This is a genomic window from Kitasatospora sp. NBC_01302, assembly GCF_035976515.1.
GTDB lineage: Bacteria > Actinomycetota > Actinomycetes > Streptomycetales > Streptomycetaceae > Kitasatospora.
The window spans coordinates 1,088,275-1,101,726 of the sequence record NZ_CP108404.1 but is presented as its reverse complement, the minus strand read 5'-3'; the positions used below and the strand labels follow the sequence as shown (position 1 = coordinate 1,101,726).

The window sequence follows — 13,452 nt, the reverse complement described above, 5'->3', positions numbered from 1 at the left end:
CACGGTGGCACGGTGGCCTTGGCGCGCCGGCGCGGATGCCCCCGGCACATGCCTCCCGCCACTGCGCACGAGAGGATCTTCCGTTCCCATGGCTCTCGAAGTCGCCGACCTGCTCAACTCCTTCCCGGCCCCGGGCGAGGACTTCGTCCTTCCGCTGGATTCGATCGAACTGCCGGAGCTCTACCAACTGTTCGGCGCGGGCAAAGAGTTCGTGCTTCGGGTGACGGAAGCCGTCCGGGACGAGCTGACCGTGACCGGCACGGCCGCACTGCTGAACGGCCGCGAGGCCCTGCTGCGCTTCGAGTTCCTCGCCGACGCGGCGCGGAAGTACGTCACGGGGCTCAAGGCCGGCATCGACGTGACCGTGGGCCTGGTCGAACTCGCCGCCGCCTGGGAGCTGGATCTCGGCGAGGTGCCCGAGGCGTTCCTGGCCGAGGTGCGGCAACTGCTGGCGACGTACGATCTGACGAACAGTCAGGTGGTCATCGGCGCGGAGACCGAGCACCTGCGGCTGGTGTTCGCCGCGCCCTCGATCGGCGGCCCGCTGGTGGCGCTGCTCGGCGTCAAGGAGAGCGGCGCGCTGCTCTCCGAACTTCCGCACATCGGGGGCGAGATCCCCGACGGCGAGCTGATCGGGGTGCACGGCGTCGAGGCGATCGTGGCGGCCGGGGCGCTCAGCGCGGTGCAGAGCACGGCGGTGAACCAGGCGGTGGCCGCGGCCGTCGAGGGCCAGGGGTGGTGGCCGCTGCTGCCGGAGCGGGAGCTGGCGGCGGGCGTCTGGGTGGGCGCGGCCTACCAGCTGCCCGAGCAGGACCCGCAGGTCTGGGCCGTGCGGCTGAAGATGCCGGAGATCGGCTGGGTGCCGGGGTTCCCGTCCCTGACGCTCGGGCGCTTCACGCTCTCGGGCTTCGGTCTGCGCTGGCCGCCGACGGGCTCCGGCGCCGGAAGCGGACTGGGAGCGTACTTCCGCCTGTCGATCGGCCTGGGCTGGCTCGACCTGCAACTCCCCGATGTCGGATTCGACTTCTCGCTCCCGGACCTCCCCGACGCGGGTGACTTCTCGGTCATCCCGCGCCTGCCCTCGATCAGCCTCTCGCTGGGCGGCGTGGACTTGACCTTCGCGGTGCCCCAGGGCCCCGAACTGCCGCAGCTGCCGGGCTTCCCCGGGCTGCCGGGGCTCGGAGTGCTGACCGGCTGGTGGGACGGCTCCGGCGGCGGGGGAGACAAGCGGCTGCTCGACCTGCTCGCGCTCTTCGACGTCTCACTGCCGTCGCTGCCGGACCTCTTCAATCCGCAACTGCCCGCCCTCGGACTGCGGTTCGACCTGAGCGTGGGCGACTTCGAGCTGACCGGCGAATCATCGTGGCTGCGTTTCGTGCTGGCCGGCCTGCCGTCGCTGTCGGGCCCCGAGGGCTGGGGCAAGGTCGCGCTGCTGGGGATCAAGGGGCTCGAAGCCTGGCTCGCCGACCTGCCGTTCATCGGTACCCTGCTGCCGGAGCTGCCCGACTTCCTGCTCAACGGGATCAGCCTGGCGGCCATCGGCTCCGGGCTCAGCCGGCCGCAACTGGATCTGCTGAACAACTGGATCGGCTCGTTCCCGGGCGGGCTGGACGGCTGGTGGCCCACCCTGAACTGGGACTCCTCCGGCGGCGGCACGGGCCGTCCCGGCTGGTCGCTGGACGTGAACTGGCGCCTGCCCGACCGTCCCGCCCTCTCCTGGGGCATGCCCTGGCCGCCACCGCTCACGCCCCCGGACCTGTCCTGGGTGGAGTTCCCGGAGCTCACGATCGGGCCGCTGAAGCTCTCGGGCATCGGCCTGACCTGGCCGGCCGTGGACGAGCCGGACTGGAACTTCGGCAGCGACTGGGTGCTGCGCATCGCCTTCGACGTCAGGCTGACGCTCGGCGGTGGGATCTCGCTGGGCCTGCCCGGCCTCGGGTTCGACATCGACCTCGAACAGTTCAAGGTGCACCCCCGGTTCCCGCACCTGTCGTTGACCCTGCCCGGTGGCTTCGACATGGAGTTCGCCGTCCCGATGCCGACCGGCCCCACGCCGCCGATCGCGCTGATCGCCCGCTGGCACGACGAGGCGGGCGTCCCGGCCTCCGACCTCATGCTCGGCCTGGGCGCGGACCTGGTGACCGGAGTGATCCCCGACCAGCTGATGCCGCGCCTGTACTCGGCCGCGCTGCGCTTCGACTTCCGGACCTACGAGATCCTGGTGGCCGCGACCTCGTCGTTCTTCGGCTGGATGCTGGTCGTCCAGCCCGCCAACGACCCCAAGCTCCGCCGCTACCTGGTGGCGGTCCGGGGCACCGTCCAGGCGAAGGCCTCGGACCTGCCGATCGTCGACGAGACCGACCCGGACCGCGACGTCACCGTGAGCGACATCCAGCTCGCGTGGGCCGGCGTGACCGAAGGCGCGACCCGGCGGGGGTGGACGGCCGCCGAGGTGCTCGTACTGAACAAGTTGCTGGCCGAGTTCGCCGTCGACCCCGCCGTCGCCGGCGCGGACCCGACGGCCGCCGGCCTGCTCCCCGTCCTGCTCCCCGGCGACTTCGAGCCCGGGACGGCGGTGATCTGGGCCAAGCTCGGTTTCGAGGGCGGCAAGCTCGACCTGGTCCACCCCGCCGACCGGGAGTTCCCGGTGCTCGGCCAGGGCGGCACCGTGGTGCTGGGCCGCGAGCGGGCCGAGGAGGAGGCGCGCCGCTTCGACGGGTACGCGCTCGGCCCGGTGCGGTTCAGCCACGCCGCCCTGGGCTACGCCCACGGGCAGCTGTTCATCGCCTTCGACGCCACCATGGCGGTCGGCCCGCTGACCATCGAGCTGCTGGGCCTGGGCCTCGGCGTGGACAAGGACTGGAACGTCGGGCCGGTGCTGCGCGGCGCCAGCCTGGCGCTGGAGCGCCCCGGGCCGCCCAAGGTGGTGATCTCCGGCGCGTTCAGCCGGCTGGACCTCGGCCCCGACTACGAGTTGGCGTTCGGCGCCGCGGGCAAGATCGAGCTGCTCGACCTCTTCGCCATGCAGCTGACCGGCAGCTGGGCCAAGCACAAGGACGGCTGGGACTCGATCTTCGCCTACGCCGAGCTCGTGGCCGGCAAGCACATGGTCAACGGCCTGTTCAGCATCGGCCCGGTCACCTTCACCGGCGTCGTGCTCGGCTTCGGCATCAACAGCACCGTGCGCATCCCCACCACCGCCGACCTCGGCACCTTCCCGCTCATCAAGCGCCTGGGGGCGACGGCCGACGAGCCGAAGATGACCCCGGGGCAGGCGCTGAACGACCTGGTCGGCGCGGGCGGCTGGGTGACCCCGGCGCGGGGCCAGTACTGGGTGGCCGGCGGCATGGAGTTCACCGTCTACCGCTTCATCCAGGCGCGGGCACTGGCGCTGGTCGAGTGGGGCGAGGCGGGCTGGAAGGTGATGCTGGCGGGCAGCACGACGCTGCTGCTGCCGCCCGTGGTGCCCACCTCCAGCGATGCCTTCGCGGCGGCGCCGCTGGCCGTCAACAAGCTCTGCCTCGGCAAGGTCGTCGTCGACTTCGTCTTCGCCTACGACTCCGCGCTCGGCCGCTTCTCGATGGACACCGTGATCGCCAAGGGCTCCTACATCCTCGACCCGGACGCCCAGCTCACCGGCGGCATCTCGCTCTACGTCTGGGGCAAGGACCTGCCCGACGGGACCAAGAAGGGCTTCGTGCTCTCCGCCGGCGGCTACCACCCGCAGTTCGAGGTCCCCGCGTACTACCCGAAGCCGCCGCGGATCGGCTGGCTCTGGGAGCGCGGCCCGATCACCATCAAGGCCCAGGCCTACGCGGCGCTCACCGACGGCGCGTTCATGATCGGCGGCGCGCTGGCGGCCGTCTTCGACGCGGGCGGCAACATCCGTCTGCAGGCGTGGTTCACCGCCCACGTCGACGCGCTGGTGCAGTGGAAGCCGTTCTACGCCGACCTCGCCCTGGGCCTGAGCATCGGTGTCGCCGCCACCGTGAAGGTGCTCTTCGTGCGGGTGCGGGTCTCGCTGGAGGTCAGCGTCAGCCTGCAGCTGTGGCTGCCGCCGATCGGCGGGCGGGCGAAGGTGAAGGTCTGGTTCGTCTCCTTCACCATCGGCTTCGGCGCCGACCGCAAGGGCGCGCCGCCGGTGCCCTGGGAGGACTTCCAGCTCCAGCTGCCCGCGCCTTCGCGCACCGCGCTGAAGCAGGGCTGCGAGCTGCCGGACGTCACCAAGGACGAGTCCGAGGCCCGCATCGCGGCCGAACTGCCCGAGCTGGTGCGGATCGACGGCTTCACCGTGTCGGTGGAGTCGGCGCTGCCCGCCTCGCAGATCACCCTCAACGGTCGGCTGTTCGCGGGCAGCGAGGACGACCGGATCGACATCCGCCCGATGCGGCTGGACGACGTGGTCTGCGAGCAGGTCGTCGAGATCCTCGACCAGCGGGGCGATCGGTACGACTGGAAGGAGGAGGGCTGGACGATCACGCCCACCGTCGAGGGCATGCCGCAGGCCCTGTGGGGTGAACCGCTGGACGACCCCGACCAGGCCCTCAAGCAGCCCGGGCTGGTGGACGACTGCCTGACCGGGCTGACCATCGTCGTCCCCGGGCCGACGAAGCAGCTGGGCGTCGGGGACGTCCCGTCCAAGGCGCTGGACGTGGAGGGCCTGCCGTCCAGCCGGATGCCGCTGCGCGACGGCGCCGTCGCCGGTGAGTCCCCGGTGCACGACGAGGAGAGCGTCGGCGTGATCACCGGCACCCTGGTGCCCACCGCCGCCAAGCGCACCCTGCTGCACCAGGCGCTCGCCGGGCTCGGCGTCGCGCCGGGCAGCGACGGCCCGCTGACCCAGTCCGCGAAGAAGGCCGGCAAGACCCTGACCGACCCCCCGCTCCTGACCGCAGCCGCGAGGTGACCGCGATGCCCACCCGACCCGACCTCAACGTCTCGTTCTACGATCACCTCGATCCCAAGGCCACCGCCGGCGTCTACACCATCACCGTCGAGCACCGGCTGTCCAAGGACGGCCAGGCGATCGACGCCGACGTCAAACTGCCCAAGGCCTCGGACAGTTACGAGATCCGTGCCGCGCAGTTCGTGCTGGACCCCTCCTCGGTGCACGCCACCTTCCCGCCGACCGGCGCGGTCGGGCGGTACACCCACGTGCTGCCGCACATCACCCTCAGCCGGGCCATCCTGCCCTGGGAGCGGCAGCTGCTGGGTCGGATGGCCGCCAAGGAGCCGTGGCTGGCACTGCTGGTCCTCGCCGCCGGTGAGGTCGACGACGACCCGGACGCCCAGGGCGAGTTCACCACCCGGCCGATCAGCGAGCTGCGCGAGCCCGGCGACGGTATCCACGGGCCGAAGCTCACCGGAACGATCGACGGCAGCAACCCGTGCCGCACCATCGACCTGCCGGTCAGCGTCTTCCACGCGGTCGTGGCGCGCCAGGACGAACTGTTCCACCTCACCCACATGCGCGACGTGCACACCGCCGCGCAGCGCCTCGACAACGGGGAGATCCTGACCGAGGGCGAGTACGCGGTACTGGCCGCCAACCGGTTCCCGCGCTCCCCGGGCAACTACGCGGTGCACCTGGTCTCGCTGGAGGGCTGGCTCGGCCGCCTGGCGCCCGACAGCCTGCCCGCCACCGAGAAGGTGCGGCTGTGCAGCCTGTGGTCCTGGAACTTCACCAACGACCCCGAAGGCACGCTCGACCCGGCCGGCCTGCTGCGCAACCTGGTCGCCCCCGGGCACACCGATCCGGAGAACCTCGCGCTGCGGCTGGCGCCCACCGGCGAGCCGTCGCCGAGCCCCGAGGTGGAGCAGGCGCGGACGAGGCTGCACCGCGGCTACACCGCCGTCGCCTACCGCACCCTGGCGGGGGAGGACACCTACGCCTGGTACCGCGGCCCGTGCACCCCGCTGACCGCCCCGGAGCTGCCCGTCGAAGCCACCCAGGGCCCGCACACCACCGCCGACCACGCGCTGATCTACGACCGCGAGTACGGCCTCTTCGACGTCAGCTACGCCGCCGCCTGGACGCTGGGCCGCGCCATCGCGCTGGCCGACCCCGACTACAGCAGCGAAGTCGTCGAAGCCCGACGTGAGTTGGCCAACCGTGCCGCCACCCTGCTGGCCCTCTCCACCGACCCGGCCCGCGCCATGGTCGACCCGGACGAGCCGGCCGGTTCCGCCGCGCTGCGCGAGCTGGCCGCGCCCGGCTTCGGCCGCGGCCTGCTGGAGGCCCTGCGGGCCCCTGCCGTCCAAGGCCCGCCCCCGGTCAGGGTGCTGCGCCGGACCAGGCTGGAGACGCCCGCGCTGCTCGCCGAACCACGGTCCCGGCAGTCGCTTCTGACGCTTGCTCAGGACACCACGCCGACCATGCCCGACTGGCTGGAGCGCCTGGGCCTGCTCAACGGCGTGCCCTTCGCCCATCTGGTGCCCGACCCGCGGATGCTGCCGCCGGAGAGCCTGCGCGCCTTCCGGATCGACCCGGCCTGGATCCACGCGCTGGTCGCCGGCGCCGCCGACGTCGCCGCGCACACCACGATCGACCACGACCTCCACCCGGTGCTCACCGAGCGGCTGAGCCGGGCCGGCACCGCGCTGCCGGTGGCGGGCCTGCTGATGAACTCCGAACTCGTGCGCGCCTGGCCCGTCTTCGACATCCTCGCCACCACCGCCGACGGCGAACCGGTGGGCGAGCTGCGCCGCGACCACCTCGCGCCGGACGTGCTGCTGGTGCTCTGGGACGCCGTCCCGGACCAGATCGCCATCCGCGAGCCCGGCCAGGGCATCCACTTCGGCATCAACTCCGAGGAGCGGATCAGCCTGCGCCACCTGACGGGCAGCCGGGTCGGCTACCCGACCGACACCGAGTTTCCCGACCCCGGCGCCCCGGGCTCCGGCACCGTCTTCGACTACCTGCGCCCGGGCCGGGGCGGCGCCCTGCCGGACGTGCTGGACCTGGGCGGAGCCGGCGGGCTGGTGCGGGCGCTGTCCGCCGCGTGCCTGCCGAGCGGTGAGCTGTCGCCCGGCCAGTTCGCGCTGGAGCTGGTCAACGCGCCGCTGGAGCAGTTGCTGCTGCCGCCCACGGTGCGCCGCGACTGCGTGGCCGACACCATCGCGCAGTACGGCCAGGGGGCGGAGTTCGGCGCCACGGACCCGCTGCTGGTCAAGAACGAGGGCCCGAGCAGCACCGTCACCCGGATCGCGTACCTGCGCTTCGACACCACGCAGCTGCCGCCGCCCGAGCAGATCGGCAAGGCCCTGCTGCGGGTGTACGCCGCCGCCCAGGACGAGGGGGCCTTCGACCTCAAGGCGTATGCCACCGGCAACGACTGGGACGAGTCCACCCTCGCCTGGGCCAACAAGCCCGCCCTGTCGGCCAGTCCGGTCGCCACCGCGCGAGTCGGCGCCGTCGACGCCTGGGCCTGGCTGGAGTTCGACATCACCGCGCACCTGCGCCAGCACAGCGGCGACGAGCTCTCGGTGGCGCTCAGCAAGGACCAGGCCGCCCGCCAGCTCGCCCGGATCATCTCCCGGGAGGCCGCCGCCGACCAGCCGCACCTCAGCATCACCATCACGCAGCCGACACTGAACTCCGGGGAAGAGCGCTGATGACCGACACCGACCTGATCGTGCCCGTCGAGCTGCACGCACTGGTGGCCAACCGCGCGGTCCGCGCCGACAAGGACCGGTTCAAGCGCTGGTCGCCGATGTTCACCATGATGCTCAACGAGGAGTTCAAGACCAGCGGCGAACCCGAGCCGTACGAGAACCTGCAGGACTACTGGACCGGCACCGACTTCGAGGGCGTCCACCTGCAGTGGCAGCTCCCCGAGGCGCTGACCACCGGCTACATCGACCCCGAGAGCGGCGAGAGCACCTTCCCGCTGGTGCCCAACCGCTGGCTGGTGGTCCGCTACGCCACCGTGCGCGGCAGGACCACGGCGGCCGGCTGGGTGGTGCACAGCGACTACCTCTCCTCGGAGCGCCCCAGCTCCGACCCGATCTGGGACGGCAGCAACTCCTACCTGAACCCGGACGCCGGCAAGGCCGCCACCGACCGGATCGGCCGCGCCCACGACCTGGCCACCGGGCCCTGGACGGAGCCTGCACCGCGGCGGCTCTTCCTGACTGCGATCGGCTCCGGGCTGCCGGCCTTCGCCGCGTTCGCGCCCTACCACCGCAACGTCTTCCTCTTCCAGGACACCCTGAAGGACCTGCGCGACCCGCAGTACGGCGACAACTACCCGCCGGACGCGGAGCTCAGCTACGCGGTCGTCGGCTGGTACTCCAAGGACGACGCCGACATCCTGCGCACCGCCGCCGGCATCCCCGGCCTGCTGCCGCCCGATGCCGCCCCCGGCAACCTGGTCGACGTCCTGGATGCCCTGGGCTGGGCCGCTCCTGACGGCATGCCGGGTTCCATCGTGCGCACCCGCTACGCCGGCACCGCCCTCGGCATCGACTGGCAGCGCGAGGGCATCGTCCCCGACTCCGACCGGCCCGACGGGACGTCGACCAAGGTCGCGCTCGGCCACAGCACCGCGGACGCCGCCGCCGCGCTGGTGGCCCAGCAGACGCAGTCGGCCCGGGACGGCGACCTGATCAAGGCGCTGTTCCACGGCGAACTCGGCGCGATGGACAGCGCCGACGGACCGATCGAGCTGGACGAGGTGATGCGCCGCTCGTGGTTCAGCGGCAGCGACGGCGGCTACCTCTGGCAGGTCGTCAACCGGCCCGCCGATGAGGGCACGGACGAACCGGCCCCCGAACTCCCGCAGCCCGCCTGGCTGGACGAACTCAACGGCCACCAGGCCGCGTACGACCGGGGCACGGCCGAACTCGCCCGACTCCAGTGGCGGTTGTGGTCGCTCTGGTGGCTGCGCGAACTGCCCGAGAAGCGGCGGCCCAAGCCGTTCGAGTTCGACCTGGCGGCCTGGAACGCCGAGATCACCGCCGTCGGCCAGCAGATCAGCACCCTGCAGGCGAAGCTGGAGGAGCTGCGGGACGAGATCCCGTACGCCGAGGACCCCGAGGAACTGCCGTCGGCGATCGAGGAGTTCGCCGCCGACCGGGAGCTGCCCGCCACCCAGGAGCTCAAGCGCGCCCCGCAACCGTCCTTCTACCGGCCGGCCGACCCGGTCCTGGTGATGGAGGGCACCGGCACCACCCAGCCGCTGGGCCGCGCTGACGACCAGCCGCTGCCCTGCCGGCTGCCCTCGGCGTTGCTGACCAAGGTGAAGATCGGCAGTGAGGAGGTTGTCCCGAGTCCGAACCCGGCGACCCCGGACCTGACCGGTCTGCCCGGGCTGTGCAAGTCGCTGATCGCCGAACTGGCCGTGCTGGACCGCGCCGCCCGCACCGGCAGCGCCCTCAAGGACATCGTCGAGCGGCCGACGGAGCTGACCGACGGCCCGTTCCCCGAGTACACCCGGGTCTGGCGCCAGCCCTGGACGCCGATGTACCTGCAGTGGCGGATCAAGTACTGCGCCACCCCGTTCCGCAGCGGCGGCACCGGCACGGGCGGCAGCGACAACTGGACCTTCGACGGCGACGGCTACCACTGGAACGGCACCGGCGTGCCGCAGGGCGACGGCGAGGGCGGCGTGCGCTGGACGACCTTCGCCGGGCGCTCCTTCCTCACCCCTGCCCTGTCCTACGTGCTGCGGGAACAGACCAAGCGCAAGCTGGCCGGGGCGCCGGACGGCCTGCTGGGTCAACTGCGAGCACTCCAGGACGACTTCGACAAGCTCGACATCCTCTCCCAGACCCTGGACGGCTTCAACGACTGGCTGGTCCAGCAGGACGGCGCCGCCCAGGTCACCACCGACCCGGGCATCCTGGCCCTGGCCGGGCAGAGCAGCCACGTGCCGGACGGGGCGGGGGACCGCCGCGAGCAGCGGTTCCAGCCGGTGCGTGCCGGGCAGTTCTACTTCACCGAGCTGCACATCGTCGACCGCTTCGGCCAGGCCCTGCGGCTGGTCACGGCCCAGCAGGGGCAGCCCGGCCAGTTCGACCCGGTCCGCGCGGCCAGCGTCGCCCCGGACCCCGAGAAGCCGCTCTACCCCGGAACCAGCACGGACCGCTTCATCCAGCTGCCGCCCCGCCTGCTCCAGGAGACCCGGATCCGGTTCGAGCCCGTGCACCACAGCGACGACCGACCGCTCGCGGCCGTGAGCAGCGCGCCGGACCCGGTCGGCGACACGCCGGTGGCCGGCTGGCTGCTGGTCAACCACCTCGACCAGACGCTGCTGGTCTACGCCCCCGACGGCAGCCCGCTGGGTGAACTGCGGGTGATCCACACGGCGCAGGCCCAGCGGGAGATCGCCTGGAACTCACTGCCGCACGCACGTTACGACGAGCCCGAGGACTTCACGGGCGTCTACCCGCACGTGGCCGGTTTCGCCGGTGAGCTGGTCGGCCGCGACGCCGAGACCTTCGACGCGCTGATGGCCACGATCGACCGGGCGCTGAGCCGGATCACCGACCCCGCACCCGGGGAGGACCGCACCCCGGCCCGGCTGATCGGGCGGCCGGTCGCCCTGATCCGGGCCCGGCTCGGCCTGGAGCTGCAGGGTCCGCCGCTGACCGACCCGGCCTGGGACGAGGCGCTGCGGCCGACCGCCCAGGAGTACCCGGACTACCGGTGGCCGGTGCGGCTGGGCGAGTACGAGCAGTTGGCCGACGGGCTGATCGGCTACTACACCTCCGAGCCCGACGAGCAGACCTCGTACCATCGGCTGTACCTGCCCAAGCAGCCCCGGGGCGCCGCCGCAACGGCCGACGACTCGTACTTCGCGCCGATCGGAACCGGCGCCGGGACCGCGATGCCCGCCCGCTCCGTCGACCGTCCCGTCACCCGGTACCTGACCCTGCTCGCCTGCCCGCACACGGCCGTGCACGCCACCACCGACGTCCTGCCCGTCACCTCGCTCACCGTGGACGCCGACATCACCCACCGGGCGCTGGCCGCGATCCGCGCCTCGTTCCGCCTCAACCCGCTGCTCGCGCCGGTCCGTACGGCGGAGCCGACGCGGCGCTCGGCCGAGCCCGAGCCCGCGGGCCACGGCATCTTCATGCCGCGCCCCAGCGCCCTGTACGGCGCGTGGAGCTGGGCTGAGCCGCTGGTCTCGGGGGACGGGCCGCCGCTCTGGACCGACCTGCCGATCCTGCCCGCTGACGACCTGTCACATCCGGACGACCCGGTCCCGGCCGCCCGGGCCGGCTACCTGCAACTGCACCCGGGCGCGGGTGGCGAAGGAGAGACCCGATGAGCCTGCTGCTGCCCTACCGCGTGGACATCACCCCCGGACCGGCCAGCACGGACGACGCGCCGCCGCGCTACCACCAACTCCGGTTGACGGTGGGCGAGGAGGGCGTGGCCCGCGCCGAGCAGCCGGTGCGCTGCACCCGGATCGCGGTGCGGGTACCGGCCCCGACCAGCGACCCGCGGCTCGCGCGCCAGCCGTTGGCCGTCTCCACCACGGTGCCGTCGGTGCGCAGCAGCGCGCAGGGGCAGGAGTGGTGGATCGTGCCGGACACCACCGACCCGGCCGTGACCGTCTTCGCGTGCGTGCCGGACCAGCCGGCGCAGTTCGACGGGACCTGGGCCATCTCCTTCCTGATCGAGATGGACCCGGGCTTCGAGAGCACCGACGTCGAGATCACCGAGGAGACCGCGGCCGACGGCGGCCCGGTCAGCAGGCGCAGCAGCCGGGTGATGGCGAGCGTGCTGGCCGCAGGCGATTCGGAAGGACAGCGGTGACCGGTATGGAGCCCACGGCGGACACGAACCTGGTCAAGCCCGCGCGGGGGACGGTGCCGTCGCCGTTGCGGGTGAGCACGATGCATGAGTTGGAGTACGGGACGGTGGTGTTGCGCTTCGGGCGGGATCTGCCGTCGGGGACGTCGAAGGTGTATTGCAAGGGGATCACGTTGACGGTGCCGACCGGGGTGTCGGGTGCGGATCTGACCCGCGAGCCGTCGTTGATCACGACGGCGGTGAGCATCGTGGAGGGGGAGGCGCAGGGGACGGAGTGGTGGGTCGATCGGGACACGACGGATCCGAACAAGGCGGTGTTCTCGTTCGTGCCGGACACGACGGCGGTCTTCGACGGGACGTGGGCGGTCAGCCTCACGTTGTCGGGGATCGAGGTGAATCCGTCGATCGGGACGGTGACCCTGGCTGTCGAGGAGACGACGTCCACGACGGGTGCGGAGGACAGTTACCAGAAGCGGAACGGGGAGGTGGAGGTGAAGAAGGGGAACGACGAGTTCTTTTTCCGCAGCCTGCACCCTCGGACGACCGTCATCGGGCGGGGCGTGACCGTCGACCTGTTGTGGGACGCGCCTGCCGACACCCGGATCCAGTACACGATGTACTACCGGGGCGCCAATGGGCAGGAGACGTACGACAACAACCAGGCCAAGTTCGCGAACCGGAAATGGACGTCGCCGGCGCTGAACGACAACGCCAACTTCACGCTCAAGGCGACTCTGGACGGGCAGGACTACTTCCTGACCACCTACCTGACGGTCAACGACCCCAACATCGTGGTCAACACGCTGAACGCCAACAGCAACGTCACGGTGGCGGCTGCGGGGACGCTGACGGCGAATGGGAATGTCACGGTGGCGGCGGGCAAGACGCTGACGGCGAATGGCCCCATCCAGGCGAACGGCAATGTGACGGTGGCGGCTGCGGGTACGTTGGCGGCGAATGGGAACGTCACGGTGGCGGCGGGCAAGACGCTGACGGCGAATGGCCCCATCCAGGCGAACGGCAATGTGACGGTGGCGGCTGCGGGGACGCTGACGGCGAATGGGAACGTGACGGTGGCGGCGGGCAAGACGCTGACGGCGAATGGCCCCATCCAGGCGAACGGCAATGTGACGGTGGCGGCTGCGGGGACGCTGACGGCGAATGGGAACGTGACGGTGGCGGCGGGCAAGACGCTGACGGCGAACGGTCCCATCCAGGCCAACGGCAACCTCATCGTCGATCCCGGGGCCAATGGGTACATCTGGCTGAAGACGGGCCGCTTCGACACCGCGGCTGCGTCCGAACTCAACGTCTACGGGCCGACCAATATGCTCGGCCAACCGCGAACCCTGGACGTTCCGCTGAACACCTCGCGGGGCTTCAGGGCGACGACGTCCGGCATTGTCGTGGCAGTGGTCTATGGCAATGGCAGTGGCGAATTCCCACGTGTCGTGATGCAATCGCCGAACTTCACAGCGGAGATGTCGGCTCACTACAACGGTCAGACGGATCAGAGCACCGCGACGCTTCCCGTGGCGAAGGGAGCCCACTTCACTCTCACCCTGACCGCCAGGGGCGGCTCCACAAGCGGCAGCTGGCAAGGGGCGCGGTTCATCTTCATCCCCCTGGGCGTCGGAACGGCCAATCCGGAATGAACGGGTGCAGGACACGGCCCTGAGCGAGCAACA

At 71.6% G+C, this 13,452-nt stretch carries 5 protein-coding genes; all 5 read left to right on the top strand.

Annotated features, from left to right (window positions below; genetic code table 11):
* The first annotated feature begins 88 nt into the window (after nt 1-88).
* From OG294_RS04910 to OG294_RS04890, 5 genes are read left to right on the top strand one after another with little or no spacing between them, the layout of a single operon-like run.
* Nucleotides 89-4,906 carry a DUF6603 domain-containing protein gene (locus tag OG294_RS04910; RefSeq protein ID WP_327065146.1) on the top strand — a complete coding sequence of 1,606 codons (4,818 nt, stop codon included), beginning with the start codon at nt 89-91 and terminating at the stop codon, nt 4,904-4,906.
* A gap of 5 nt (nt 4,907-4,911) precedes the next feature.
* Nucleotides 4,912-7,614 (top strand): CBM96 family carbohydrate-binding protein, encoded by a 2,703-nt coding sequence (locus OG294_RS04905; RefSeq protein ID WP_327065145.1) that lies wholly within the window; start codon nt 4,912-4,914, stop codon nt 7,612-7,614.
* Complete coding sequence (locus tag OG294_RS04900) at nt 7,614-11,276, top strand: hypothetical protein (protein WP_327065144.1); 3,663 nt, start codon at nt 7,614-7,616, stop codon at nt 11,274-11,276. Before OG294_RS04905 ends, OG294_RS04900 begins: the two co-directional genes overlap by 1 nt.
* The gene (locus tag OG294_RS04895; RefSeq protein WP_327065143.1) at nt 11,273-11,767 is read left to right on the top strand and encodes a hypothetical protein; all 495 of its coding nucleotides are present in this window, start codon (nt 11,273-11,275) and stop codon (nt 11,765-11,767) included. The genes OG294_RS04900 and OG294_RS04895 overlap by 4 nt, the downstream gene beginning before the upstream one ends.
* Entirely contained in the window at nt 11,764-13,419 is a 1,656-nt protein-coding gene (locus OG294_RS04890) for a hypothetical protein (protein WP_327065142.1), read from the top strand. The genes OG294_RS04895 and OG294_RS04890 overlap by 4 nt, the downstream gene beginning before the upstream one ends.
* The last annotated feature ends 33 nt before the right edge of the window (nt 13,420-13,452 follow it).